This window comes from Bartonella jaculi (genome assembly GCF_039543045.1).
GTDB lineage: Bacteria > Pseudomonadota > Alphaproteobacteria > Rhizobiales > Rhizobiaceae > Bartonella > Bartonella jaculi.
This window is the reverse complement of the sequence record NZ_BAABIZ010000019.1, coordinates 1-25,586: the sequence shown is the minus strand read 5'-3', so window position 1 is coordinate 25,586 and position 25,586 is coordinate 1. Positions and strand designations below refer to the sequence as shown.

Sequence of the window (25,586 nt, the reverse complement as noted above, 5' to 3'; positions counted from 1 at the left end):
CAGCCTGTGGAGAGGAAGGCTCTGGCCAATGTCTTGTGACTTTGGTGAAACCAGCCTCGAAGAAGCAGGAAATCAACAGTAGATGTAATCAGAAATGAGAATATTTACGTAAGTTTGATAGAACGGTTTATAGTGATGGCCGCGTTTATGAAAATGCAATTATTTGTGATAATGCCACTGTTTGTGGTCATGTTTATGGAAATGCTCATGTATGTGGATATGCTCGCGTTTATATGAATGCGCATGTTTATGATAATGCTCATATTTCCTATCAAGCTTGGGTTTATCATCGTGCAAAAGTTTATGGGAATGCAAAATTATCCGGTAGCGCACGTATTCATAGCAATGCCGAGGTTTATGATCATGCTGCTGTTAGTGGTGCTTCTAAAATTTATGGCAAGGTTTATGGGAATGCTCGCGTGGGGGCGCCTAATTTGTAAAGAGAAAAAAGTCGCATCATAAAAATGCGGCTTCATTGCGAGAAGTAAATACTGAAGAAGAATTTTTAAAATATTAATTTATATAATAATGAATTATAAGAGCAAAAAGACAGAGAACATTTGCTAATAAACTAGCACCTATTAATATGCTATAATTTTTGATTTTTTTTAAAAATCTTTCTGTGTTTTCATCTATATTCGATTTTACAGTAGATATTTTAGATAATGAGATTTCATATAATCTCATTTGTTCGGAAATAGAATTCAAGTTTTTATTGATTTCTTCGCTGATTTCTTTGTTTATATATCTGGCCGCTTCAGTTATTAATTTTCCAGCTGTTTTTTTTTCCTCCTCTACCATAGCATTACGCGCAGTTAAAATGTAATTGATCATTTGATTTTGATTTTCGTGAAGTGTTTTTAAAGCTGAATCCAACATTATATCAGATAGAAAAACAGTCATGAGAATTGGATCATTTGGTGGAATAAGTTGATTAAATTCTTTAGTTATTTTTTGCCGAATGGCATCAATATCAACGGACATTTTATATTCCTGGAATATTATCTATTTGGTTAAATAACATGCTTTTGACGCGTGCTAATCGGCTTTTAGCCATAATACTAAATTCGTTTGAATTTGTAATTTCGTTAAAGGTTAAATTTTTATCAAGCATAGTTTTGATATCTTCACCAAAAGTGCTAGATGTTTGTTGTGGAATTGTAACAATAGCTGAAATTCTTTCTTTAGTTTCTTCAAATATTTTCATTTCTTCGAAGTTTTTTCCATTAGCTATAATAGGTCCAAAGAATTCATTCTTCCAAACGACGATATTTGCCGTTTGTGGAATTTGGGTACATATAGAAAATAATCCAGACAGTGTATCGGCTAGCGCTTGTCCACCAGTGATAATTGTATGAATAATTACATTCTTTTTAGCCGTGGCCAACAGATCAAAAGCTTCATTTTCTTTTAAATAATAGGCTAGGGGTAAAAATGTTGTGGCTCCATTATCAATAACATATTGGCAATTAGAATTAAGTAATTCTTCCATAAGAATATCAAAATTACGTGGAATAATTATACTTTGCTCGAGAAGTTTTAAATGCTTTACATTAAAATTTTTATAGTTAGCAAAGGTTTGATTAACAGGATCAGTGTCTATACCTTTCACGTCTATTTTATTTTCTAGTAAATATTGCATCACAAGACTAGCTACAAAGGATTTTCCTACTCCTCCTTTACCTTGTAAGGTCATGTGAATGTTTGTCATATCATATCCTCTAATTTTTTGTTTGTATCGTGTATAAACGTACGTGATTTTTGTTGTGTTGTAATAGGCTTAGCAGAAGTAGGCTCTTTGGATTGAGTTTTTACTGATAAAGCTGGTGGAGTTATCTCAACATTCTTTTTAAAGTATTTTCGCACATATGATGCCAAGGCGTCATATGAAATATTTAAATTTGGATTTCTTCTTAAAATTTCTTTTAAGGAATACCCCTCTTCAATAGATTTTAAAATTAAATCTTTGTTGGCTAGAAAGACTATTCGCATTTTCCCCCATTTTGTTTTTTGTTTCATTAACTTACCAAATATTTAAAAATTTTTACAAAACTTATCAAATTTTTACAAAACTTTGATATTATTGTCAATTAAAGAAATTTTTTGTAGAAAATTGATAATATTTTATTTTTTGAAAATGGCAAGATGTGTAATGTAGCGCTACGCAACTAACATTACTCAACTTATTCGCATAAATGCTCAACATATCTTGCTCTACGAGGTTTGATTGCTACCGCAATTTAGGAAGGTAAAAATGACACGGCCAAGAAAATTTAGACTGAGTGTTTGGTGTACTTTTGAGGAAAAAGAAACCATAGAAGAAAATGCAAGACAAACAGGTTTATCTATTTCCACTTATTTGCGTACTGTTGGACAGCTTGAACCCGTAAAAACTCATATAGATTATGATGTAGTTAAAGATCTTACTAAGTTGCAAGGAGATTTAGGAAGAGTGGCGGGTTTATTAAAATTATGGTTGGTTACAAATAACGGAAAAGGTGGAGTACCAAGTGATATAAATCAAATGATGATTTCATTTCGTGAACTTCAAAAACAAATCTTTGAAAAAGTATCTACTTTATGATTGCTAAACGTGTTGAAAGAAAAAAAACAACATCAAATATGGCGAGACTAGCTCGCTACATCATGGATTTAGATGGTGGTACTTTACCAAGAGACTGGAAACTCACGTCTGATTACATACTTGATGATAATATACAAAATAGCAAAAAAGTAGCATCCGTAAGAGTTACAAATTGTCATACAGATGATCCAGTTATGGCAACAGAATTCATTTTAAAAACTCAAGAGCAAAATAAAAAATCAAAGTCTGATAAGACATATCATTTAGTTTTATCTTTTCCAGATGGAGAAATTCCAGAGAAACACACACTTTATGAAATTGAAGATAAATTTTGTTCTGCATTAGGTTACGAAAATCATCAACGTATCTCAGCTATCCATAAAGATACAGATAATCTACACATTCATATTGCGATCAATAAAATTAATCCTGACAGTTTTCGTAATTACGAACCTTTTTTTGACAAACGTACACTTATGAAAACCTGTCAAAAAATTGAACAAGAATATAATTTAATCAAGACACCACATGGATTTGAATGTGACATTGAAAATATACAATATCCAAAGATAAAAGATTTTGAATATAGGACTGGAGTTGAATCTCTTTCAACTTATGTTGGAAAGATAGCTAAGGAACTTAATTATACAAATTGGTTAGCATTGCACAAAAGTTTTGCCGATCATGGTCTCGTTATAAAAAAACGGGGGAGTGGATTAGTCATAGGAGCTCCTGATATTGATCTATGGGTTAAAGCTAGCAGTTGTAATAGAACATTATCTTTACGAGCTCTTGAAAAGAAACTTGGTCCTTATGAAGATTTTAAACCAATTATACAAAAGCAATATGTACCAACTTTACATGGAAAAAATAGTAAGACTAAGACACGTTTGTACTCTCGATATGAAGAACAAAAAAATGCAAGCAATTTAGAAAGACGAAGGGAATATCAAATATTACGGACGCAAAAAGCTATTTTTTATAATCAATTGTTTATTTGGTACAAACAACAAAGTTATTTATTAAGATTTATGCCTAAAAGCTCACGAGCTGGACTGCGAAATACGTTAAAATTACAAAAATCATTACGCCAACAAGAATTAAGAAAAAAGCAAGCGATAGCTAAGAGAAAATTAGCAGAAACTAGATTTCCAAATTGGTTTGATTGGTTACATCAACAAGCAAATATTGGTGATAAAGATGCTATTGATGTTTTGCATTCAATGAATGAACGTCGCGCTGTTTTGTCTGATAATTTGTTAACTGCTAAAACAGCCAGAAAAACAGGTATACTTTTACAAAGAAATTTAAAACCTTCTTTTTTGAAGAATGGAAATATTTTGTATAAAAGCATTGATGGTGGAACTATTATTGATACTGGTGAAAAAATTCATGCACAAAAATTTACTACGGGATCTGCTTATCTTGCTTTAAGTCTTGCTATTGAAAAATTTAAAGATCAGCCGCTTGTATTAAATGGTACAGAAGAATTTAAAAAAGAAGTTGCTCAATTGGCCGGTATTCACAATATGAATGTTAACTTTGATGATCCTATTTTAAACACTTTAAAGAATGAAGTGAAGCAACACAACAGAGATAACATTGATAATTCACTTCAAGAGTGGATAGAAGAGCGAAATAAATATACAGGAAATCTACCTCATGTTGTATGGAACGGTGAAGAATCCGTATTTAATTATGTGGGACGTAGAAAAATTAGAGAAAAGAATTTCCTTCTTTTTGAAGAAAATCAGAGAATTTTTGTCAAGGAAACTACAAAGAGAGGTTTTATTCAAGCTGGGTATTGGAAAAAAGGCACAAAAGTCAAGATTACAAAAAATAGTGTTAAAAATATTTCAGATAAAGAAAGAGAGACTTAAGGTGTGCTTTTTTAGTCTAAAATTATATTTTTTTTGATTTTGGACAATTATTTTATGGATAAGTCAAAATTGTTTTCTTCACATTGAAAAAAAAAAGTTTCATAAGAAAGTTAATTTATCTTTAAAGAGAGCTGTTTAGTTTTATAATCTAAGGGGGGACTGTGAAGAAAAGCAAAGATTCTATAAAGGACAAACCCTCTAATCCATATATTATAGCGCGTAGAGAATGGATGGAAAGGTATGGGGACTATATTAAGTCCGCTAATAATTGGCGCTTAGCAACCTTTGGAATGATTATTATTACTGCAATGTCAGTAGGAGCATTCATTTGGAAATCAAATGAAGAAACTATTATTCCTTATATAGTGCAAACCAATTCGGTCGGTGAGGTAACGCATTTATCAAAGGCAAATGTTGCTACTAAACCAAATGCGACCCATATTCGGGCGGCGTTACGTAATTGGATTATTGGGGCACGTACTGTTTATGTTGATATGAGAGCAGAAGAAGATCTCATAAACCAGACATATTCAATGACCTTACCTCAATCACCAGCATATGCCATGCTTGTTGAATATCATAAACAAAATGATCCTTATTCACGTGCTGCAATGGAGACAGTGGAAGTTCAAGTTAATGCAATTGTTCCTGTTTCCGATGATACTTGGCAAATTGAATGGACTGAAAAGAAAAGAGCACGGTCAGGTGCTATTATTGATACTAAACTTTGGCAAGCTACCGCTACAGTTATTTTAGCAATACCAAAAACTGAAAAGCAAATAATGGTAAATCCTATTGGGTTATATGTTAAACAATTTGCATGGACGCCAAGACTTTAAAATCAATCATAGTAAATGCGTAAAGCGGGAATTTTATGTTAAAAAAAATTATTTTTATAAGTACAGTTATTTTTGCAACATCAAAAGCTCTGGCGACAGATGTATCACACGACATTAATTTTGTTTCTCCTCAAAGAGTAATGCTTACTGATAAGGAAGCATGGGGAATTAAATTGGCAAATCAATGGAAGAATAATCCAAAAAGGCCTATATATTCTGGTGACGGCAGTATTAAATATCTTTATGGGGCTACTTTGCCTACATTGGTGTGTACACCATTAGAGGTTTGCACAATTCAGTTGCAAGTAGGTGAGACTATAAATTCTCTTCATGCTGGTGATACTGTAAGATGGAAGATTAGTCCTACCGTAAGTGGGAGTGGCACAGCATCAACAACTTATGTTGTGGTAAAGCCTATAGATGCTGGCTTAACAACAAATCTCTTTATTACGACGGATCGCCGTACTTATATGATCAAACTTGCTAGTACGCAAAGTTCTTCAATTCCTCTTCTTTCTTTTGTTTATCCAGATGATACAGATCAAGATTGGGCTGCATATAAAGCGGCTACAGATAAAAGCCGGACTACCTTACCAACAGGTCAAAATTTAGCTGCTCTTGATTTTAACTTTCGTATTACGATTAGTGATCGAAGAATTAAATGGTATCCAAGACGGGTTTATACAGACGGGTTTAAAACTTACATTGAATTACCTAGTGATGGAGTTAGGGGAACAGCACCAGCTTTAATTGCTATTGGTGATGATGGGGGTTTCTTAAAAAAACCTAGCGAAAGATTAATAAACTATCGCATGATAGGAAATCGATATGTTGTTGATGCAGTTATTAACAAAGTGGCTCTGATTTCTGGCGTAGGAAGTTCTCAGCAGAGAGTAACAATTATTAGGGGGCGTTAAAATGTTAAAATATCTATTGTTGTTGCTTCTTGTTTTGACGGCTGGTTGCACGTCTATAGGTCACCGTTCATCTTTGTTGGTCAATTATGTTGATCAAAATATTACAGAGAATGATGCAAGTTTAATTACTAGTGATTTTGTTCGCTATCTTAGAGATCCTTTTCCTCCTGCAACTACAACATTTATTGTGAAAACAAATGATACAGAGGACAAGTTTACATCTTTATTGGTCAATCTTCTACAAAAGAATGGCTATGGTGTAATTTATACAGATCAACCAGAAAAACATAAAAACCAGGGTATAAATCTAACCTACAAAGTGATGCCCTTGGATCAAGGTATAGTATTGGTGGCACAATATGATTTAACTGAAATAACGCGTTATTATGTTCGTTTAAAAACTGGAAATATTGTACCGGCTGCTCCTTTTATTGCTCGTGTAGATGATGGGGGAAAAGGGTGAAAAACAATCAAAAAATTAGTCCTTCTGAATCTCCGGATTTTTTTTCTACAAAAACCAAAGGACGTGGTGTGCGGCGGTTAAACAATATACCTTTGATAGGTGCTATAGGTATCATTGTGTTTGCTCTGGTTGGTATTACATATACTTTTATGTTGCGACAGCAATCTAATAATGTTGCCGTAGAAGACAAAAAAAAACTATTTGTAGATGAAACACCTTTGCCAATTCGTCCGGAGGGTGATGATTATGTTCAAGCAGCAAGACCAGAGTTACCATTAGAGCCAATTAAACCAATTGAAACTAAACAGTTAGCAAAAGCAGATACAAATCCAGAACAAAAACAACTCGATAAAACAGTAGATGAAGAAGATGAAGCACAAAAGAGATTATTAACACGTGTTTTGGAGAGGCGTTTAGCTAAAATGGAGGCTGCTCTAGATTCTGATCCTACGGTTTCTTTTACAATCAATTCAAAGGTAAAAAATCAATCTCCAATTCAAGATACATATCCGCAAAAAGCGACCCTTGAAAATTTATTTGGTCGATCTGGATTATCCGCTAACTCATCTTTATACAATGGTGATGGGGGGCATGATCTTAATATGCAAACACAAAAAATTGCTTTTTTATCTCAATCTCCAGAAGCGGAAGTTTACTTAAAAAACACGCGTCAAGAAGCTATCAAGGCAAGCCTTGAAATTAAGGCTGGAACCATTATTCCTAGTATTATGATAAGTGGTATTAACAGTGATTTACCTGGACAAATCATAGCTCAAGTAAGAGAAAGTGTTTATGATTCCGCTACTGGCCAAAATGTTTTAATTCCTTTGGGGTCGAGGCTAATTGGAACATATGATAGTCGTGTATCTACTGGTCAAAAAAGAGCACTTATTGCTTGGTCAAGAGTTATTTATCCAGATGGTTCTTCTTTATCTCTTGGGAATATGCCGGGGACAGATCAGTCTGGTTATGCTGGATTTAAGGATAAGGTCAATAATCATTATTTAAAAATTTTTGGGAATGCTTTTCTGCTTTCTATCATTTCAGGAGCTTCACAATTATCTCAAAAAACACATAATAAAGGTAATGATGATAGTAAAATGGCAACAGCAAAAGAAACGTTAGCGGCAGAGCTTGGTAGACAATGGGGCGAAGTTGGGATTGAAATGACACGTAAAAATTTAGATATTCAGCCAACAATTATTATTCGTCCTGGTTATAATTTCAATGTCATGGTAACAAAAGATATTATTTTACCTGCTTGGCAAGGTCACCCAATGGCTGCTCTTCCTTAATTTTGTTATTAATTTTTATTGTTGATGTATCAGCTGTCTGTATAAAAAAGAGTTTTTTATCTTTTGATAGGCAATAGCTTTTTTGTCGTAGAAATTTGTTCTAAAGGACAAATAGCAAGCTTGTATGTCTCAAAACTTATAATATTTGAGATACTCTAAAATATCGAAAAAATATGTATCATAAATCGTATATTTATATTATGGTACCAATTTTGTATCAAAAATGATTTATGAGATTCTGAATGGCACTTTTAGGTTATGCGAGAGTATCAACTAATCAACAGAAGTTAGCACTTCAAATTACTGAACTTAAAAAGGCTGGAGTGAGAGAGGACCGTATTTTTACGGATATAAGAACAGGTTCTACAGATAAACGTGAAGGTTTACAGCGTCTTCTTTGGCGTGCAGAAAGAGATGATACTATTCTCTGTACAAAAATGGACCGGCTTGGCCGTAATACTGCTGATATGATCTCTATCGTTGATAGTTGTTATAAGAAGGGTGTGTTTATTCGTTTTCTGGAAAATGGTCTTAGTACCGAAGGAGCGATGGGAAAAATGGTCATTCAAATTTTAGCTGCTGTAGCAGAAGCTGAACGGGCACGTATTTTGGAGCGTACCAATGAAGGACGAAATGCTGCTATGAAAGCAGGTATTGTGAAATTTGGACGAAAACCTCATCCAAAAACAGAATTGATGAAATCACTGATTAAACAAGGAGTTTCATTCAAAATAATCAAGGAAAAAACAGATGTTTCTCGTTCTACTTATTTTAGGCTTAAAAGACAGCTCTCTTTAAAGAATTAGAGGAACTTTAATTGACCAGATTCAACTATTAAATTAAATATGAATAAGTATTACCAAAAGGAGTTTTCTATGGAAAAGAAATTACCCAAAAGTTATATGACTGATGCTGAACGCGAGGAATTACGAGCAGGCGGTTTAGATCAAGATGGTATTTATACAGCCGAGTCAGAAGCGGCAGATTATGCCGGTGATGGCAACGCAGCATGGGAATGGTTGGCAATGACTGAGCCTCCAGCACATACACTTTTGTTTCTTAGATCTGAACGTGGAGCACAATTTATTCGTGATATGGGATTTTCTACAAAAAAAGCTGATGAGAAATATGGTCCAGATTGGTTAGACAAAGGTGTTATGATAGGAGGCGATTATTTCTAAAGAAGATGACAAGATAGAAAAGATTTTTTTCCGTGAAAATAACTATATAGAAAGTCGAGCTCAAACATTAGCGTCTAAGAAGCTATGTAGTGTGTGGAATGAATTGTATGATCATGTTTGTGATGTTGGACGTAGTAATAACTTATCATTACTTATTAGTACAGAACAAAAAATTGTAAAAAATGATTTGTTTAGATATACCAATAGTAAGTCTATGGCAGGGAGTCTTAGAACAGCTTTAGCGGAAATAGATGTTATTAAAGATCATGTAATGATTGTTTCTGATCCTAAGCAATATGACATAATTAATAGGGGACATAATCTACCAAAGCTTCGTAAAAATGGATTGCCTTATGATGGAGCTCGACGAGCAATGGCATCACATTATACACGGTTGGGAAATCTCGATAAAGGGCGTTTAACAGATATTGAGAAGTCTATCCTTGATATACGAAGAGATAATATGAAGGTAATGCGCAAAATCTACGAAAAAATGCAAGCTAAAGCTATTGGTATAGATCTTTCACGCGATAAAGGTCATTCTCTTTAAGAAAACAAGCGTAAGATTTTTATATATTTGTTTTTTTGTATTGTGTATAGATGTATAGCAAATGCTGAAATTAAATGGGGGGAAAATTGGGAAATCAATCTACGCATATACCTAAAAGAAAATCTCGATTGATATTTATCTTTTTCTTCATTTTATATTTTATTGTTCTTAATCAATTTTGTACACAATATTTAGCGCGTATTTTTCATTATAGTGTTGCTCTTGGTTCCAATTTTAAAGGCGTGTATTCACCTTTTTCTTGGCTCTTTTGGATTTTTAAATTTTATGAGAATGCTCCTACTCAATGTAATATAATATTTGTTATTTTTTGTGTTGGTTTCTTGATTGGTTTGATTGGCTTTACTCTTTGGGCTGGTCTTTCTTCGAGAAGCAATAAAAGTACAGATGATCTTCATGGAACTGCTCATTTTGCAACTTTTAATGAAATTCAAGAAATGGGGCTTATTCCACATAAGCAAAAGGGTAAGGGCGTATATTGTGGAGCTTTTGCTGATCCAAAAACAGGAATGTTGCATTATTTACGCCATGATGGACCAGAACATATAGCGGCTTTAGCACCCACGCGTTCTGGTAAAGGTGTTGGTTTAGTTGTTCCTACTCTTTTAAGTTGGCCACATAGTCTTTTTGTCCTTGATACAAAAGGTGAAAATTATGCTATGACAGCAGGATGGCGAAAACAATGTGCAGGGAATAAGATTTTAAGGTTTGATCCAGCCGAGCCCAATGTTGGGTGTTCATGGAATCCGTTAGGGGAAATTCGTTTCAGGACACGTTATCAAGTAGCGGATGCACAAAATATAGCCTTAATGGTTATAGACGACGATGGAAAGGGAATTGCAGGTGATCATTTTAGATCCGCTGCTTTTGAACTTTTGAATGGTCTCATTCTTCATGCTCTTTACAAGGCAGAAAAAACTGGACGTATACCTTGTTTGCAAGATTGTGCACACATGCTAACGGGAGTAGGAGATTTTGCTGCTGTTACTGAAGATAATGATGATTTTGATGATGATGGAGATCCAAAAGCGCTTTCTAGTTTATTTCATGAAATGGAAAACCTTGATATAAAAAGTAATAATCCTTCTTTTAAAGATGCAGATAGAGAAGCAAAACTTGTTATAAATGGTGTTGGCCGCCGTATGGCTGGAACACCAGCACGTGAATTAGGTTCTATCATTTCAACGGCAAATAATGCTTTATCTCTTTATAGAGATCCCATTGTTGGTGAGAATACAAAATATTGTGATTTTTATATTAGCGATTTGATGGATACAGAAACACCGGTTTCACTGTATTTTATTACAACGCCACGCAATTTGGATAGGATGAGACCTTTAGCGCGTTTATTGTTGACACAAATGGTGCTTTCTCTTTCAGATCGCATGGAATTTGATGATGGGAGATCAAAAACAAATCATAAACACCGTTTGCTTTTAATGCTTGATGAATTTCCAACTTTAGGAAAATTAGATATTTTTGAAAAGGCTCTTGCCTATATTGCTGGATATGGGCTTAAAGCTTACATTATTACTCAAGATGTACAGCAATTGTACAAGGCTTATACAACGAATGAAAGCATTATTTCGAATTGTCATATTCGTATTGCTTATGCTCCTAATAAAGTCGAAACAGCTGAATGGATGAGTAAAATGGCGGGGGAGACAACGGTTGTACGCGAAAAGATTTCTACTTCTGGAAAACGCTTTGGTATGGCACTTGAACAGGTTTCAACCTCTTATGAAGAAACAAAGCGGCCATTAATGACACCCGATGAGATTATGCGTTTGCCTGGTGCAAAAAAAGATAATGCAGGAAATATTGTTGAACCTGGTGAAATGCTTATTTTTGTAGCTGGAAACAGTGTCATTAGAGGTACACAGATCCTTTATTTTTTAGATCCTATTTTTTCCGAAAGGTCAAAAATATCTCCTCCTGTTACTGATCGCTTGCATCAAAGAAATGAAATCAAAAAAGATCAAGAAGGCTTTGTTCTCTCATGAAACGAGTTATGTCCATAATTACTTTATGTTCTCTTGCTATTGGTTGTTTGATTTTGTTTGCTCTCTCTCAAGGATTTAGAATTAATTATTCGCATTCCGCTCCTATAGGGATTTGGAAAGTAAATTACTTTCAAAAGGAAATGCGAACGGGAAAATTTATGGAGGTTTGTCCTCCAGATGTACCTATCGTCAAAGTGTTTGTTGAGAAAGGGTATCTTCAATCAGGAGCTTGTTCTAGTGGGGCTATACCTTTTTTGAAACCATTGGTAGCTGTTTCTGGTGATGTGGTTCAAGTAACTGAAAGAGGTATTAGTATTAATGGTCATTTATTAAAAAATAGCCAAAGAAATGGAGGTGTAGCTGGTGTGCCTAATGGAGAATATCACGTTGCAGAAGGATATGCTTGGTTTATTTCAAGTTTTGATCCTGTAAGTTTTGATAGCCGCTATTTTGGGGCTGTTCCTATTACGAATATAATGGGTTCTGCAAAACCCATTTTAACTTTCCAGAATTGAGATTTTAATAATGAAAAAAACAAGAGTAAAAGTAGTTCCTATACTTTCTTCAGCTGTAAATGATGCTTTTATACCCGGGGTACAAATTCCATTGAGTTTAGAAGAAGCAGAAAGTTATGGGGTTTTTTCAGAAACAGCACTTTCAGAAGAAGACGCTTGGGATTCGTGTGCTACAGATTTTTCTTAAATTAAAAATTCTAATAACGTATAATAGGGGGAGAGATGAGCTTTGAATATGCTAAAACCGTAACAGATTATTTCATCACACAACTTCAACAAGGAATAGCACCATGGCAACAAGCGTTGCCTCCTGGATGTGCGAGGTCTCCTTATAATCCACAAACAGGTAAAAAATATAGCGGTATTAATAGCCTTTGGCTTGCAAGCCAAAAATATACTGATCCACGTTGGCTTACATATCAGCAAGCGAATGAAATGGGTTGTAGAATTAAAAAAGGTATGAAAAGTACAAATATTATTTATTGGAAACAAGATGAGAAGACTTATTTTTATGATGAAGATGGGAAAAAATACGAGACGTTAAAAAAGCTTTCTGAACCTCGTATTTTCTTAGCAAAAGTGTTTAATGCTGAACAAATTGATGGATTACCTCAATTGGAACCCCGTCCTATTTTATCAGAGGAAATAAGATATGCACGAGCAGAAGCACTTTTAGCTGCATCAGGTGCAAAAATTGATAGTGGTGATAGAAAGCACGCTTTTTATCGTGGTGGTGATATTGATACTCTTTTTTTACCAGAAACAAAACAATTTGATTCAAAAGACTCTTTTTATGCCACAGCATTACATGAACTTGGACATTGGACTGGACATACTTCAAGACTTAATCGTGATATGACTTATCCTACAGGTTCTTTAGGATATGCTAAAGAAAAGCTTAAAACAACTATTGCTTCTTTCCTGATTGGGGAAGAATTGAGTATAGGTTACGATCCGGTAAATAATGTTTCATATGTTTCTTCATGGATTGAAGTTATGCAAAATAATCCAAAAGAAATTTTTAGAGCCGCTTTTGAAGCAGAGAAAATCAAAAATTTTATAATGGGGTTAGAAACTATTAAAGTTATTGATGTTGAGAAAGAGCCATCTGTATCTGTTGATTATGATCATAAAGCAGATAACACAGAAAAGATTTTTTTAGATGTTCCTTATTCCCAAAAAGAAGAAGCAAAAAAATTAGGGGCTAAGTGGGATAAAGATGCAAAATCTTGGTATGTTCCTGCTGGTACAAATTTAGTTGAAAAAGGTTTGGATCGTTTTTCTCATGATAATTCAAAATTAAATACAGTTTTATCCGTGGAACAACAATTTAAGGAGGCGCTTCATTCTGCTGGTTTAATTGTTGAAAATCCACTTATGGATGGAAAATTGCATCGTGTTTCTGTTGAAAATGACAAAAAACATCAAAAAAGTGGAGCTTATATTGGTTATCCTTCGCCAGGAGGAGGCTATATTCAAAATTTTCGTCGTGGGGAAAAAATTTACTGGAAACCAGAAAAAGTTATTTCTTCTTTATCTTTAGAAGAAAAAAAAAGATTGGCCGCAGAAGTTAAAGAGCGGCAAGAAATTTTACAAAAAGAGATTGTTGAAAAACAAAATAACACAGCAATGTTAGCTTCTCAAATATGGAAAGCCAGTAAAATAGCAACTCAAGATAATGAATATTGTAAGCTTAAAGGTATAAATCAGACAAGTGATTTAAGAGAGGTTCCAGACGATTTTCCAGAGGACATTAAAAAGCAAGGTGTGAGAGTTGCAAAATCTGTTGAGGAAGCAAAAATAATAAAGAAAAGCAATCCTAATATACGCACATTTTTGGCAGGAGATTTAATTATTCCACTATGGGATAAAGATAATAATTTAAGTACGCTTCAGATGGTTAATCCTACCTTCAAGTCTTTTATGAAAGATGGGAAAAAACATGAGTGTTTTACGATTGTCGGTGCAGAAACAATAGGTGGAATAACCGCTCTTAATAATGATTTAGAAAACCCTATCCTTATTGCAGAAGGATATGCAACGGCTTCTGCTGTAGCACAAATTACTCATATGCCAGTTATAGCGGCTTTTGATTCTGGAAATTTAAAAAGTGTAGGTAGAGTAATGCGTGATAAATATCCAGATCGAGTAATTTTGTTTGTTGCAGATAATGATCATGCTACACAGGAAAAATTACTTTCTAATGGAAAAAAAGGTACTAATGTTGGAATTACGGCGGCTTATAATGCGGCAGCAGATGTTGGAGGAGGGGTAGTTTATCCGGAATTTAAAAAAGAAGAAAAAGACTTTTCTGATTGGGACGATTACAAAAGAATACATGGTAGTGATAAAGCCAGAAACGATTTTACATCTAAAATGAAAATTGCTGAAATAGAAGCAAGAGTGATGTCTGAGAGACTCCAAACGCTTGCTAATATGCAAGACCAATTTGCTATTGATGACCCAACAACAGCACTTGATGATCAATATGTTTATGAAGAGCGCGACGCCGCTAATCAACTTCGTCAAAGAGCAGCTACCCTCAATGGTCGTAATATTAATTTAAGCGATAAAGCTATGATTTCTCGTGTAAGGTCTCATATCTTACAGGATAGGGAACAAAAACTTTCTCAAAATCCCAATACAGCTTCATATAGAGAAAGAAAAAACCAAGAAAACGAGATATAATAGCATATATTTTATTGCTCAAATTCAGCCTTTAAATTAGTATATCAACATACACTAAAATAAGGAGTTTTCTATGGAAAAGAAATTACCAAAAAGTTATATGACTGATGCTGAACGTGAAGAATTGCGGGTAGGTGGTTTAGATCAAGACTGTATTTATATGGTTGAGGCGGAAGCAGCTTCTAAAGCAAATGATAGTAAAACAACATGGGAGTGGTTAGCAATGGCTGAATATCCAGCACATGCACTTCTACTTCTTAGACATCAACGTGGACCGCAATTTATTCGTGATATGGGGTTTTCTACAAAGAATGCTGATGAAGAATACGGTCCAGACTGGCTAGACAAAGGTGTTGTGATAGGAGGTCATCATTTCTGATACAGTACAATCGCTTTTCTTACAGCAAAATGTATACGTACAAAAACTTGAAAAAACATTAGTATCTCAAAAATTACGTGATGTAAGAAACAATCTATATGATCATGTTCGTAATGTTGGAAAAAATGGTGATTTATCATCGCTTCTTGATACGGAGAATGATTTTATAAAGGATGATTTGCTAAGATATGCCAATAGTAAAGCTATGATTAGTAGCCTAAAAACAGCATTAACGGAAATGGATGTTGTTAAGAAGCATGTGGTGCTCGTTAGTGATCCTATACAATACAAGGTGATAAATGAGGCTTATAGTTTATCTAAAAATCGGAAAGGTGGTTTGCCTTATGATGAAGCACGACAAGCAATGGCATCTCACTATACACGACTAGGAAATCTCGACAAAGCTCGTTTAACATCAGTTGAAAAATCAATCATTGATGTGCGAAGAGATAATATGAAGGTGATGCGTAAACTTTATGAAAAAATGCAAGCTAAAGCTATAGGTATAGATCTTTCGCGTGATAAAGGTCATTCTCTTTAATAAAAAATGTAGAATTTAAGTAACAGGAATGTGGATATTTTATACTACGGTAGATATTTTTGTTGTTCAAATTCAATCTTTAAATTAATATACGGACATTATTGAAAAGAAGCTTTAAGCTTTAAGTTTTACATTCTTCTCATTATTTAGAGTGAATGGGGGTATATTCTGAAGAGCGGGGATGGGAGAATGGCTGTCACAGCATTTAAAGGCGGGCGAAGTTCAGAGCAAAATAGGCGTCTTATTGAGAAGATGCGTTTTGAATTTGGACAGCAGGTATGGGATTACCTAGATGATCCTACAATCATAGAAATTATGTTAAATCCCGATGGCACCTTATGGGTTGAACATTTAGGAGAACCTAAAAAAGCTGTCGGTGTGATGGATGCACATAGGGCAGAAGCTGTTATGGGAACAGTAGCTACAGCTCTTGGAACTCAAATTACCAAAGAAAATCCTATTCTTGAATGCGAATTACCAATGAATGGAAGCCGCTTCGAAGCGGTTATTCCACCTATCGTTTCCGCTCCAACATTTACAATTCGGAAAAAAGCAACAAAAATTTTTACTTTGGATGATTATGTTGCAAAAAATATCATCACTCCACATCAAAAGTCACTTTTAAGTGAAGCTGTGAAAAATCACAAAAATATTCTTGTTGTTGGTGGAACAGGGACAGGAAAAACCACCTTAACGAATGCAATCTTAAAAGAAATGACAGATACATGTCCAGAGGAACGCTTTGTAATTATTGAAGATACAGCTGAACTTCAATGTGCTGCACCTAATACTGTGACATTTCGAGCTGTTGAATATATTGATATGACGCGGTTGTTAAAGGTGACTATGCGTATGGCACCAGATCGCATTATTGTTGGCGAAGTAAGAGATGGCGCAGCTTTAGCTTTGTTAAAAAGCTGGAATACTGGACACCCAGGTGGAATAGCAACCGTTCACGCCAATGATGCAACAGCAGGATTAACAAGAATCCAACAGTTAATATCAGAAGCAACTATTGCTCCTATGCAATCACTGATAGCGGAAACAATTGATGTTGTCCTGAGTATTGAAAAGACCTCCTTAGGTCGCAAAGTCAAAGAAATTATTGAAGTTTGTGGATACGACCACGCAATCAACAGGTATATAACAAATCTCATTCATTAAAGGAGCAAAATATGCAATTATCTTCAACGCAAACAAGAAATAATTTATATAATCATATCGTATTGTTTTTTCTTATTATAGGGGCGGTATTTTTTCTCTATCTTATTTTGGGAGATATTGCATATGCTTCTGATGCAACATCGGGTGGTGGTGCATCTCTTCCATGGGAAGCTCCTATGGAAAAGTTGAGAAAATCAATTGCTGGTCCTGTTGCTTTTGGGGTTTCTTTATTGGGGCTTGTAGCTGGTGGAGCTGCATTAATTTTTGGTGGTGAAATTAGCGAATTTACAAAGCGTATTATTTATCTTGTTTTGGTTATTAGTGTTATTGTTTTTGCAAACAGTCTTCTCACAGGTGCTCTTTTTTCTGGAGCTGTTGTACCTTCTAATGTTTTGGTTGGAGGAGTTTAATGGGAGGAAAACGGTATACACAATTGTTTCGCTCTCTTCATAGACCTCAACAAATTATGGGTGGAGAGCGAGAGCTTATGCTGCTATCAATGCTTTTAACTGGTATTCTTCTTGTTTCAGCGATGAACATTATAGCAGCAACAATTGGGCTTTGTATCTGGTTTGTTTCTCTTTATGTTCTACGGAGAATGGCAAAATTTGATCCCATTTTATCTCGAATTTACATTCGTCAATTAAAATATCGTAATTATTACGCTCCCTTTTCACGTCCCTTTCGTGTTGCTAAATCAACAAGGACGTATTGATGCTGAAATTAAAACCTTTTCGCTCTACTATTGCGGGGCTTCCTGATCTTTTAAATTTTGCGGCTTTAATTGATGACGGCATTATCTTGGGAAAAGACGGTTCTTTGTTGGCTGGTTTTTTCATTCGTGGGGATGATCCCATGTCGGCAACGGATACAGAACGAAATTATATAACCGGGTTAGTTAATACATATCTTTCTCGTTTTCATTCGGGATGGGCGATATGGGTAGATGCCATACGCATAGAGTCACCAAGTTATTCAGATCCAGAATTATCTCATTTTCCTGACCCTATTACAGCATTGATTGATGCAGAAAGACGGTTTTATTTTAAGCAAAGTGAAGTGCATTATGAGACGGAATATGCTTTGTTAATGCAATATCTACCACCTACTCGAAAATCATCAAAGTTAGGGGAAATTGTATATGAAGACGATACAGTTGAGTCAACCACACCCGCTGAACGTTTACTTGATGAATTTAAAAAGAAAATAGATGATTTTTATATTGGGATTGGTGATCTTCTTAAAATGCAGAGGATGAAAACAATCACTATTAAGAATGGTGATGAGGTCTACGACAGTGACCAACTTGTTAATTATTTACATTATGCGATTAATGGTGAAGCGATTGCTCTTCGAATACCAGATTGTCCCATGTATTTAGATTCATGGCTTGGTTATACTGATTTGTGGCCTGGAGATATTCCACGACTTGGGGATAAATTTATTTCCTGTATTTCAATTGACGGTTTTCCAACAGCTAGTTATCCTGGAATATTAGACATTCTTGATGGTTTTCCTTTACATTATAGATGGTCAAGTCGTTTTATATTTATGGACCAGCATGAAGCTGTTGCTGCATTAAATAAATATAGATTAAAATGGCAACAAAAAGTGAGGGGGTTCTTTTCGCAGGTTTTTAAAACCAATAAAGGAACTATTAATACTGATGCTTTGTTGATGGCACAACAAGCTGAAACAGCAATGAACGAAGCTCGTTCGGGGATTGTTGCTTACGGTTATTATTCACCAACAATTGTTTTAATGCATGAAGACCGTGAGGTTTTAGCAGAAAATGCTAGGTTAATTAAACGCGAAATTGAACATAAAGGTTTTGCTGCTCGTATTGAAACAGTCAATACAATGGAAGCGTGGTTAGGGACAATTGCTGGCCAAACTTATCCAAATATTAGACGTCCATTGATTAATACTCAAAACCTTGCTGATATGTTACCTCTTTCAAGTGTATGGCCAGGTTTACAAATTAATCCTTGTCCTCTCTATCCTGATAATTCTCCTGCTTTATCTCAAGTAGTAACAACAGGTGCAACGCCCTTTCGGGTTAACTTACATGTTGATGATGTTGGCCACACACTTGTATTTGGCCCAACTGGAGCTGGAAAATCAACACTTTTAGCGTTTCTATTAGCGCAAGCGCGTAGATATTGGTCAAGGGCAACAGATAAAGATGGTAAGCATTTACCTGCTAATATTACTGCTTTTGATAAAGGTCGTTCATTATATGCATTGTGTTATGCTGTAGATGGACGTCATTATGATATTGGTGATAGTGATAGTGCTGTCGGTGCTCTTATGCCTCTTGCAGACATTGATACAGAAGCCGATAATCTTTGGGCGCAAGAATGGATTGCTGTTTGCTATGAATTGCAGACGGGGCAAGCGCCGTCTCCTCAGCAAAAAATGGAAATTCATCGTGCAATGAAGCAGATGAGTAAAACCCCTAAGAGTATGCGTTCACTCAGTAATTTTGTTACGACGATTCAGAACCAAGAAATTCGTGATGCACTCGCACATTATACGATTTCTGGTGCTATGGGACATTTGTTAGATGGTCAAGAACAGTTTGAAGATCATAATGATTTTATTGTCTATGAAATTGATGAACTCATGAAGTTAGGTGATAAAAATGGTTTACCTGTTTTGTTATATCTGTTTAGACGTTTTGAAAGAAGCTTGAAAGGACAACCCTCTATTCTTTCACTTGACGAAGCATGGATTATGCTTGGACATCCTGTTTTTCGTGAGAAAATTCGTGAATGGTTAAAAGAATTAAGGAAAAAGAATTGCCTTGTAATCATGGCAACACAAAGTCTATCTGATGCAGTTCGTTCGGGTATTCTTGATGTTTTGTTGGAACAATGTCCTACTAAGATATTACTTCCTAATGAAGAAGCAGAAACAAAGGGTGCTGAGGGAGCTCCTGGAGCAGTTGATCTATATAGAATGATTGGTTTGAATGATAAAGAAATTCAAATTATCAAAACAGCAAAAAAGAAAAGGCAATATTATTATAAATCTATTCTTGGCCGCCGTCTTTTTGAGTTAGGATTAGGTGATGTAGCTCTTTCTTTTGTAGCAATTTCTAGTAAAGAAGATCTCGCTGAAGTTAAAAAACTTATCAATGAAGATGCAAAAAACTGGCCTTTTAAATGGCTTGAAATGAGGGGAGTTAATTATGAAAAATATCTTGAAAAAACTTAAATTTATTTCTGTAATAACCATACTTTTTATAACAAACTTTGTTGTTTTGATTGTTCCAGCAAAAGCTCTTTTGCCAGTTACTTGCACTAATTGTGCTACTATTTTTACTCAAATGATGGAGTATGCGGAAGCAGCTAATACAGCATTTAATACTGCAAAGCAGCTCCAAACACAGATTCAACAGTATAAGGATATGGTACAGCAAGGTATAAAACTTGATCCTTTAGATATTGAAGGAATGTGGAATAGTTTGGAATTATTGAATAAAGCTTATGAAGATGGCAAAAGCCTTGCCTATAATATGAAGGATTTGAATAGCAAATTTAAAAAACTGTATCCTGGTTATGAAAACTATTTAAAAAATGTTGGAAAAATAAATCCGACAGAAGATTATAGAAGATGGGCAGAAACCGGTTTTTCTAATGCGCGTATCGCTATTCAGGCAGCTGGAATTAACACGAGTAGTTTTGATGATGAGAATAAATTGATGCGAAGGCTCATCAATCGTTCAGCAAATGCAAAGGGTCGTATGCAAGCTATTCAAGCTGGAAATGAAATTGCTACCCAACAAGTTAAGCAGATGCAAATGCTCCGTGAATTGATGGCCAATAATATTACTTTGCAAGCAAATTACACGGCCAATGAAGTAGAGCGTAGAGCAAAAAACGAAGCAGATGTTGAAAAGTTTTTTGAAACAAAAATACCTTCTACGGATAGGGGACATGAATTTTAGAAATGAAAAATTACCAAGTGCTAAAAAATAAAAAACTCATTTTGTTAATGTTATTTTTACTGGTATTGGATTGTGTTTTCTTTACAGATGTTTCTTTTGCAGATTCTTTAGATCAAACTAAATCATTTAATGGTATATTGGATTTGATACAAAACCAATCTCATAGTTGGTATTCAAGATTACATTATTATGGTTTTCGCCTTTTTTGGTTATTAGCTAGTCTCCAATTTCTTTTTAGCTTTATTCCTCTTTTGTTTAAGCAATCTGATATTGCTGATTTTGTTGGTGAGTTGGTTAAGTTCATTCTTGTTATAGGTTTTTTTGCTGCTCTTTTAGAATATTCTCAAGAATGGGGGACAGCTATTGTTGAGAGTTTCCGTACAGCAGCAGCTCATGCAAGTGGAAGAAGCAGAGGACTTTTCCCTGGAGATGTTATGGATGAATCTGCTAAGATCATGGAGGCTATGGCAAATGTTAGCACTTGGAATCCTATAACTGCTGTGTTGATTGCTATTCAGTCGGTTATAGTTTTTTTATGTTTTGGTTATATTGCTATTTTATTAGCTGTTACTCTTATTGAATCATATATTGTAATCAATGCATCTGTAATATTTATGGGTTTTGGAGCTTCTCAATGGACGCGAGAAATAAGCATAACAACATTTCGTTATGCTGTCTCTGTTGGTGCAAAACTATTTGTAATTACACTCTTAGTAACAGTAATTGCTGATTCCATGATATCATGGAGAAACGCATATGTTTATTCTTCTGCGTCAAACTGGACATTACTAGGACTTTCTTTGTTATGTGCGTATTTAACAAAGACTATTCCGGAAATTATTGCTGGTTTAATTTCTGGTTCAAGTGGTGGAAGTGGTGCAACTATTGGAGCAATGGCTGGTGCTGCTGTAGGAGCAGCTGCGAGCATAGCTGCTATAGCAGCAACTGGTGGGGCAGCAGCACCAGCTGCTGCTGGTGGAGCATCTGCTGCTGGTGGAGCAACTGGTGCTGGTGGAATGGGCGGCGGTTCTATGATGGGACCAGGAAGTAATGTAAACGCTTCTAAAATGACTGGAAACTCTTTTAAAGATAGTGGTAGTAAATCTCAATCTGGGGGAAATCCACGTGTAGCTGGAGGGGAAAACCGTTCCACTAGTACTAGTCAACCTCAAGCTAAATCGGTTTCTCCAGATCAATCTAAGTCACCTTCTCTAAAAATGAGAGATGTGGCTGATATGACTTTAAAAGGTGCTGGACATATGGCTGCTTTTTGTATTCCAGGAATGGAAGATGCGGCAAATCTTAGTCTTAATGCTCCACCTACATCACCAGAATATAATGATATTCAATTTTCTAGTGATAATAAATCTCAATCTGATGAAGCTAGAGCAAGTAATGTGATGGAAAATACAATTTCCGGAGCAGAAACTACAATAGGTAAGAACTAAAGAAACTACTATCTATTCAAAAAAATGAAACTATAGTTTCTTTAGTTTGAGATTGATAACTTACATTTTATTGTCGTAGAGTGTTTATTTAATATGCATGTCCACGATCTGTATCTGGTGATTTTGTTTCAAAAAACTTTTTAGCTTGTTCTTCTTGTTGGGCTCTACGCTTTTCCTCTTCAGTTTTACCACAACCGGTAATACTAAATCCTACAGCTAACATAATGATGCATAATAAAATGGTTTTTCTCATTTTTATCCCTCTTTAAACATTATATGTGTTAATATCATCATCCTAAGGTATGAGATGGTTTATTGTATTGGTGTACAGATTGAATTGTCGCGATCTTTTGTTTTTATGTGTAAACAGTTTACCTTAAAAAGCGTATCAAGGTCTCATAACAAAAAATGAGAAGGAAAGAGCCAAAACTGACAATAAACAACAAAAACATGGGGTGTATTAATGATGATATTGACCGATTTACTGATGTAAAATGTATTACAATAGGAAGTCCAACGAATGTTATAAAAGATGTAACTGATAGAATGCTTAGTATAACTATTACAGGACCACGAAGCCACAAAAGCAAAAGCAACAATGCACTTTTACCCATTTGTAGTTTTGACATCATTTTCCCCTCACGCGCTTAAATTAAGATGTCTCATAATATATAAATACGATAAATGATACAAGTCATATTTTTGTAAAATCTTCGAGATCCGTTTGATGTTCATTAGATGGAATATCTGATTTGGTAGAGGATGGTTCTATTTGATATTCTTTCATAAAAGTAATTTTATTTCCTTTGAAGAATAGAATTGGATTGATCCAATATTGATTAGGTAATTTTGGTTTTAAAATTCCTTTTTGTATGAGCTCTCTTAAACCATTGTGAAAAGTTCTGTCGACCATATCGTGTTTTTTTCCATTAACGCCTCCATCAAACCAAATTAGAGTAATACTATTATTATTTTTGTTTTCTGTCTTATTAGATTGACACTCCTCTAAAACAATTATCAAAACACGATGACCTGTACGAGATAAATTAAAAACTGTTTGGATTCCATTAGCAAAGATTTCTATAAAATTTTCTTTATTTGTTTTTTCTATCACATGAATTGTAGGTATTACCTCTGTTCTATTTGTATCAGTGTTGATGAATTTTTGTTGTGTAATGGATGTTTTTACAATTTTGTTATCGGCAAAAATTTCAGATTTTTTGAGAAAAGGATTTTCACACGGTGAAAATTTTTGCTTTCGCAAGTTTATTTTATCCATTTTGATTATCCATTGAATTTTTATGCATCTATTACAACTTTGGAATTTTTTTCTTCGCAAAAAACAAAATAAACTTGACCTTCAAACGAATACAAGATAGTCTAGTATTTATTTTTATCCTAATATGGCAATTATATTACCACAAATGACTGTTAGTATATCAACTAAACAAAGAAAGCAAACCGTTAGGTATGATCAGTGTCCTTTCATGAATGATCTTGTGCTTTCTACTAAGGATTCAGAAGAGCAGATCATTACTAATGTTGAACTCATTTTTGATCTCAAAGCAGCAGGAATAAAAGTTTTTTTAGTTTTGGCTTGGATACTTCGGAACAGATTAATTCGCATGAATACAATAGTTTTGGATAAAGCTGTTCTAAAAATGTTTCTTGCGTCTCAAGACAAAAAACTAGCATTGTCACCAACAACCTTTTTCCGTGGTATATCAGAATTAGAAAAAGCGGGCATTATTGCTAAACAAAACCATAGAGGTTGGTATTTTATAAATCCAGATTTTTTATTGGATCGTAAGTCAATTGTTTTTAAAAATAATATTGATTTCAATGAATAGCAAAACGGGGACCCTAATTTTTAACTATATTGAAAAAACTTTTTTTTTCATATACGCTTTACCTTGACATGCTTTTTTCAAAGCTATGAGTCGTTTCAAATAGAGGGAAATACAATGGCAAAAAAATAAAAACCCAACTGCGTTAACAGAAGGGTTTCTAAAATACCTATAAGGTGAATTAAATTCTATAGTAATCATCAGTTTAATTCATCCGAGTATATTCTGCAAGAGAAATTTTGCAGAAAAGGGGTGTTTTTTACATTTTTTTTGCCTCTAACTTAGAGGTTAAAACAATTATGGTTAATAAAATTTCCGGAAGAAAGTTAAGTGCGCATCATATAGAATATAGAAAATTAGCAGAAAATGCTGAAATGGGGTCTGTAAGCCGTGGTCAATTGATTGGATTGGTTAATCAACTGGAACAGACTGATTTCATTAAAGAAAGTGAAGCTAAACTTCTTTTGAATTTGTTAAGGACAGCTCCAAGAGATCAATTTGAAAAAAGCGGGGTTCCTATTGTTTTCAAAAGCAATCGACAACTTAGTTATGACATTAAACGGAGTGAATCGCGTGTTAGTTTTTTACTTTCACGCCTTTATGACTGTGGTCTTATTGTCATGCGCGACTCTGGTAACTTTAAACGCTATCCTATACGTAACCATAGCGATGATATTGTAACAGCTTGCGGTATTGATTTACGTATTCTTGTTGCTCGATACCATGAACTTAAGCATAAAGCAGACGAAGCTCTGGAAGTTTATGATAAAAAGAATGAAGCTTTGCATTATTTTAGAGGATTGGTGCGTCAAATTAAAGCCTGTTATACAGAAATGGAAGCAACTCCATTTATATCATTGCTTTTTTCTAGAATGCAAAAAATCATTCATATTATTGGTCGACCGGCTAAAGTTTCTCTTGAAAAATTATACAAAGCAATTCGTCTTTTTGAGTGGATTTTACAACGTTTTTTCGAGCAAAAAACATCAAAAACAAGATACACAGATCTTGTTGACAAGATACACATAGAATATACAACCCCTAAATATATTTGTAATTGTAACAAAATAGCTTATGAAAAAATAGAGAAAAGCAAAACTGAATCCACTTTATCTTCAAAAAACAATAAATCGCTTCAAATCAAATCAGAACTTTTAACTGAGGCATTGCCTAATGTTGTTATGTTTTTGAAACATGGGTTTACACAGTTTACTTGTAATCTATTTATATCTATGTAATAATACGTATTATGAATAGATTTGTTGGGATAGGTAAGGCCGCTCAAGCTTTGGGGGTTTCTATTAGCACTCTACGACGTTGGG

At 34.5% G+C, this 25,586-nt stretch carries 29 protein-coding genes and 1 pseudogene; 25 read left to right on the top strand and 5 right to left on the bottom strand.

Features of this window, described 5'->3' with window-relative positions; genetic code table 11:
* Positions 1-140: 140 nt before the first annotated feature.
* A pseudogene (locus ABD915_RS06945) lies at positions 141-425 on the top strand (hypothetical protein); the annotation flags it as partial.
* Positions 426-513: 88 nt separating this feature from the next.
* Here the strand turns inward: ABD915_RS06945 and ABD915_RS06940 are convergent.
* Genes ABD915_RS06940 through ABD915_RS06930 form a run of 3 tightly spaced genes read right to left on the bottom strand, consistent with a single transcriptional unit; the run spans position 514 to position 2,019 of the window.
* Positions 514-984 carry a hypothetical protein gene (locus tag ABD915_RS06940; protein WP_345116860.1) on the bottom strand — a complete coding sequence of 157 codons (471 nt, stop codon included), beginning with the start codon at positions 982-984 and terminating at the stop codon, positions 514-516.
* A 1-nt stretch (position 985) separates the two neighbouring features.
* Positions 986-1,711 carry a nucleotide-binding protein gene (locus ABD915_RS06935; RefSeq protein ID WP_345116858.1) on the bottom strand — a complete coding sequence of 242 codons (726 nt, stop codon included), beginning with the start codon at positions 1,709-1,711 and terminating at the stop codon, positions 986-988.
* Entirely contained in the window at positions 1,708-2,019 is a 312-nt protein-coding gene (locus ABD915_RS06930) for a TraK family protein (protein WP_345116856.1), read from the bottom strand. Before ABD915_RS06930 ends, ABD915_RS06935 begins: the two co-directional genes overlap by 4 nt.
* 235 nt (positions 2,020-2,254) lie before the next feature.
* On the opposite strand from ABD915_RS06930, the gene ABD915_RS06925 reads away from it, so the two are divergent.
* From ABD915_RS06925 to trbL, 21 genes are all read left to right on the top strand, one after another.
* Complete coding sequence (locus ABD915_RS06925; RefSeq protein ID WP_151030309.1) at positions 2,255-2,584, top strand: plasmid mobilization protein; 330 nt, start codon at positions 2,255-2,257, stop codon at positions 2,582-2,584.
* Positions 2,581-4,464, top strand: a complete 1,884-nt coding sequence (traI, locus tag ABD915_RS06920; protein ID WP_151030310.1) for a TraI/MobA(P) family conjugative relaxase — start codon at positions 2,581-2,583, stop codon at positions 4,462-4,464. The genes ABD915_RS06925 and traI overlap by 4 nt, the downstream gene beginning before the upstream one ends.
* Positions 4,465-4,625: 161 nt before the next feature.
* On the top strand, positions 4,626-5,303 hold the full coding sequence (locus ABD915_RS06915) for a VirB8/TrbF family protein (protein WP_151030311.1): 678 nt from the start codon (positions 4,626-4,628) through the stop codon (positions 5,301-5,303).
* Between the two features lie 35 nt (positions 5,304-5,338).
* Complete coding sequence (gene trbG / locus ABD915_RS06910) at positions 5,339-6,220, top strand: P-type conjugative transfer protein TrbG (RefSeq protein WP_151030312.1); 882 nt, start codon at positions 5,339-5,341, stop codon at positions 6,218-6,220.
* 1 nt (position 6,221) lies between these two features.
* Complete coding sequence (locus tag ABD915_RS06905) at positions 6,222-6,683, top strand: hypothetical protein (protein WP_151030313.1); 462 nt, start codon at positions 6,222-6,224, stop codon at positions 6,681-6,683.
* Positions 6,680-7,978, top strand: coding sequence for a TrbI/VirB10 family protein (locus ABD915_RS06900; RefSeq protein WP_345116852.1), 1,299 nt, complete (start codon positions 6,680-6,682; stop codon positions 7,976-7,978). Before ABD915_RS06905 ends, ABD915_RS06900 begins: the two co-directional genes overlap by 4 nt.
* Before the next feature lie 242 nt (positions 7,979-8,220).
* Positions 8,221-8,784 (top strand): recombinase family protein, encoded by a 564-nt coding sequence (locus ABD915_RS06895; RefSeq protein WP_345116850.1) that lies wholly within the window; start codon positions 8,221-8,223, stop codon positions 8,782-8,784.
* Positions 8,785-8,853: 69 nt separating this feature from the next.
* Positions 8,854-9,159 (top strand): hypothetical protein, encoded by a 306-nt coding sequence (locus ABD915_RS06890; protein ID WP_273755764.1) that lies wholly within the window; start codon positions 8,854-8,856, stop codon positions 9,157-9,159.
* 91 nt (positions 9,160-9,250) lie between these two features.
* Positions 9,251-9,709 carry a hypothetical protein gene (locus ABD915_RS06885; protein WP_244614053.1) on the top strand — a complete coding sequence of 153 codons (459 nt, stop codon included), beginning with the start codon at positions 9,251-9,253 and terminating at the stop codon, positions 9,707-9,709.
* Between the two features lie 74 nt (positions 9,710-9,783).
* Complete coding sequence (locus ABD915_RS06880; RefSeq protein WP_345116845.1) at positions 9,784-11,730, top strand: type IV secretory system conjugative DNA transfer family protein; 1,947 nt, start codon at positions 9,784-9,786, stop codon at positions 11,728-11,730.
* A gap of 8 nt (positions 11,731-11,738) precedes the next feature.
* Positions 11,739-12,245 (top strand): conjugative transfer signal peptidase TraF, encoded by a 507-nt coding sequence (gene traF, locus ABD915_RS06875; RefSeq protein WP_345116843.1) that lies wholly within the window; start codon positions 11,739-11,741, stop codon positions 12,243-12,245.
* Between the two features lie 10 nt (positions 12,246-12,255).
* A complete protein-coding gene (locus ABD915_RS06870; RefSeq protein ID WP_150222437.1) occupies positions 12,256-12,432 on the top strand; it encodes a conjugal transfer protein TraD in 177 nt (58 codons plus the stop codon).
* 35 nt (positions 12,433-12,467) lie between these two features.
* Entirely contained in the window at positions 12,468-14,933 is a 2,466-nt protein-coding gene (locus tag ABD915_RS06865; protein ID WP_345116840.1) for a zincin-like metallopeptidase domain-containing protein, read from the top strand.
* Between the two features lie 73 nt (positions 14,934-15,006).
* A complete protein-coding gene (locus ABD915_RS06860) occupies positions 15,007-15,312 on the top strand; it encodes a hypothetical protein (protein ID WP_150222441.1) in 306 nt (101 codons plus the stop codon).
* Between the two features lie 205 nt (positions 15,313-15,517).
* Complete coding sequence (locus ABD915_RS06855) at positions 15,518-15,853, top strand: hypothetical protein (RefSeq protein ID WP_151030319.1); 336 nt, start codon at positions 15,518-15,520, stop codon at positions 15,851-15,853.
* A 189-nt stretch (positions 15,854-16,042) separates the two neighbouring features.
* Positions 16,043-17,017 carry a P-type conjugative transfer ATPase TrbB gene (gene trbB / locus ABD915_RS06850; RefSeq protein WP_151030320.1) on the top strand — a complete coding sequence of 325 codons (975 nt, stop codon included), beginning with the start codon at positions 16,043-16,045 and terminating at the stop codon, positions 17,015-17,017.
* An 11-nt stretch (positions 17,018-17,028) separates the two neighbouring features.
* Complete coding sequence (locus ABD915_RS06845; protein ID WP_151030321.1) at positions 17,029-17,427, top strand: TrbC/VirB2 family protein; 399 nt, start codon at positions 17,029-17,031, stop codon at positions 17,425-17,427.
* Positions 17,427-17,732, top strand: a complete 306-nt coding sequence (gene trbD, locus ABD915_RS06840; RefSeq protein WP_345116832.1) for a conjugal transfer protein TrbD — start codon at positions 17,427-17,429, stop codon at positions 17,730-17,732. The genes ABD915_RS06845 and trbD overlap by 1 nt, the downstream gene beginning before the upstream one ends.
* Positions 17,732-20,236: a VirB4 family type IV secretion/conjugal transfer ATPase gene (locus ABD915_RS06835; protein ID WP_345116830.1), complete on the top strand. Its 2,505-nt coding sequence runs from the start codon at positions 17,732-17,734 to the stop codon at positions 20,234-20,236. Before trbD ends, ABD915_RS06835 begins: the two co-directional genes overlap by 1 nt.
* A complete protein-coding gene (trbJ, locus tag ABD915_RS06830) occupies positions 20,211-20,969 on the top strand; it encodes a P-type conjugative transfer protein TrbJ (protein ID WP_345116828.1) in 759 nt (252 codons plus the stop codon). Before ABD915_RS06835 ends, trbJ begins: the two co-directional genes overlap by 26 nt.
* A 47-nt stretch (positions 20,970-21,016) precedes the next feature.
* Positions 21,017-22,417: a P-type conjugative transfer protein TrbL gene (trbL, locus tag ABD915_RS06825; RefSeq protein WP_345116826.1), complete on the top strand. Its 1,401-nt coding sequence runs from the start codon at positions 21,017-21,019 to the stop codon at positions 22,415-22,417.
* Positions 22,418-22,505: 88 nt separating this feature from the next.
* On the opposite strand, the gene ABD915_RS06820 is transcribed toward trbL, so the two are convergent.
* Both ABD915_RS06820 and ABD915_RS06815 read right to left on the bottom strand, forming a co-directional pair.
* Complete coding sequence (locus tag ABD915_RS06820) at positions 22,506-22,670, bottom strand: hypothetical protein (protein ID WP_208441898.1); 165 nt, start codon at positions 22,668-22,670, stop codon at positions 22,506-22,508.
* 441 nt (positions 22,671-23,111) lie between these two features.
* Entirely contained in the window at positions 23,112-23,696 is a 585-nt protein-coding gene (locus tag ABD915_RS06815; protein WP_345116823.1) for a hypothetical protein, read from the bottom strand.
* 208 nt (positions 23,697-23,904) lie between these two features.
* Between ABD915_RS06815 and ABD915_RS06810 the strand changes: the two genes are divergently transcribed.
* The 3 genes from ABD915_RS06810 to ABD915_RS10295 form a co-directional block, all read left to right on the top strand.
* Entirely contained in the window at positions 23,905-24,267 is a 363-nt protein-coding gene (locus ABD915_RS06810) for a hypothetical protein (protein ID WP_345116821.1), read from the top strand.
* Positions 24,268-24,563: 296 nt separating this feature from the next.
* On the top strand, positions 24,564-25,502 hold the full coding sequence (locus tag ABD915_RS06805) for a helix-turn-helix domain-containing protein (protein ID WP_345116819.1): 939 nt from the start codon (positions 24,564-24,566) through the stop codon (positions 25,500-25,502).
* Between the two features lie 11 nt (positions 25,503-25,513).
* Positions 25,514-25,586, top strand: a 73-nt coding sequence (locus ABD915_RS10295; protein WP_486303703.1) for a MerR family transcriptional regulator, incomplete at its 3' end; no start/stop codon positions are given.

Excerpts from the sequence above, each read along its gene's own strand:
- ABD915_RS06865 (WP_345116840.1), top strand. The coding sequence starts at position 12,468 with ATGAGCTTTGAATATGCTAAAACCGTAACAGATTATTTCATCACACAA.
- ABD915_RS06810 (WP_345116821.1), top strand. The coding sequence starts at position 23,905 with ATGAATGATCTTGTGCTTTCTACTAAGGATTCAGAAGAGCAGATCATT.
- ABD915_RS06940 (WP_345116860.1), bottom strand. The coding sequence starts at position 984 with ATGTCCGTTGATATTGATGCCATTCGGCAAAAAATAACTAAAGAATTT.
- trbG (WP_151030312.1), top strand. The coding sequence starts at position 5,339 with ATGTTAAAAAAAATTATTTTTATAAGTACAGTTATTTTTGCAACATCA.
- ABD915_RS06935 (WP_345116858.1), bottom strand. The coding sequence starts at position 1,711 with ATGACAAACATTCACATGACCTTACAAGGTAAAGGAGGAGTAGGAAAA.
- ABD915_RS06820 (WP_208441898.1), bottom strand. The coding sequence starts at position 22,670 with ATGAGAAAAACCATTTTATTATGCATCATTATGTTAGCTGTAGGATTT.
- trbL (WP_345116826.1), top strand. The coding sequence starts at position 21,017 with ATGTTATTTTTACTGGTATTGGATTGTGTTTTCTTTACAGATGTTTCT.
- ABD915_RS06895 (WP_345116850.1), top strand. The coding sequence starts at position 8,221 with ATGGCACTTTTAGGTTATGCGAGAGTATCAACTAATCAACAGAAGTTA.
- trbB (WP_151030320.1), top strand. The coding sequence starts at position 16,043 with ATGGCTGTCACAGCATTTAAAGGCGGGCGAAGTTCAGAGCAAAATAGG.
- ABD915_RS06930 (WP_345116856.1), bottom strand. The coding sequence starts at position 2,019 with ATGAAACAAAAAACAAAATGGGGGAAAATGCGAATAGTCTTTCTAGCC.
- ABD915_RS06880 (WP_345116845.1), top strand. The coding sequence starts at position 9,784 with ATGGGGGGAAAATTGGGAAATCAATCTACGCATATACCTAAAAGAAAA.
- ABD915_RS06835 (WP_345116830.1), top strand. The coding sequence starts at position 17,732 with ATGCTGAAATTAAAACCTTTTCGCTCTACTATTGCGGGGCTTCCTGAT.
- ABD915_RS06925 (WP_151030309.1), top strand. The coding sequence starts at position 2,255 with ATGACACGGCCAAGAAAATTTAGACTGAGTGTTTGGTGTACTTTTGAG.
- ABD915_RS06855 (WP_151030319.1), top strand. The coding sequence starts at position 15,518 with ATGATTAGTAGCCTAAAAACAGCATTAACGGAAATGGATGTTGTTAAG.
- traI (WP_151030310.1), top strand. The coding sequence starts at position 2,581 with ATGATTGCTAAACGTGTTGAAAGAAAAAAAACAACATCAAATATGGCG.
- ABD915_RS06890 (WP_273755764.1), top strand. The coding sequence starts at position 8,854 with ATGGAAAAGAAATTACCCAAAAGTTATATGACTGATGCTGAACGCGAG.
- ABD915_RS06805 (WP_345116819.1), top strand. The coding sequence starts at position 24,564 with ATGGTTAATAAAATTTCCGGAAGAAAGTTAAGTGCGCATCATATAGAA.
- ABD915_RS06860 (WP_150222441.1), top strand. The coding sequence starts at position 15,007 with ATGGAAAAGAAATTACCAAAAAGTTATATGACTGATGCTGAACGTGAA.
- ABD915_RS06845 (WP_151030321.1), top strand. The coding sequence starts at position 17,029 with ATGCAATTATCTTCAACGCAAACAAGAAATAATTTATATAATCATATC.
- trbD (WP_345116832.1), top strand. The coding sequence starts at position 17,427 with ATGGGAGGAAAACGGTATACACAATTGTTTCGCTCTCTTCATAGACCT.
- ABD915_RS06815 (WP_345116823.1), bottom strand. The coding sequence starts at position 23,696 with ATGGATAAAATAAACTTGCGAAAGCAAAAATTTTCACCGTGTGAAAAT.
- traF (WP_345116843.1), top strand. The coding sequence starts at position 11,739 with ATGTCCATAATTACTTTATGTTCTCTTGCTATTGGTTGTTTGATTTTG.
- ABD915_RS06905 (WP_151030313.1), top strand. The coding sequence starts at position 6,222 with ATGTTAAAATATCTATTGTTGTTGCTTCTTGTTTTGACGGCTGGTTGC.
- trbJ (WP_345116828.1), top strand. The coding sequence starts at position 20,211 with ATGAAAAATATCTTGAAAAAACTTAAATTTATTTCTGTAATAACCATA.
- ABD915_RS06870 (WP_150222437.1), top strand. The coding sequence starts at position 12,256 with ATGAAAAAAACAAGAGTAAAAGTAGTTCCTATACTTTCTTCAGCTGTA.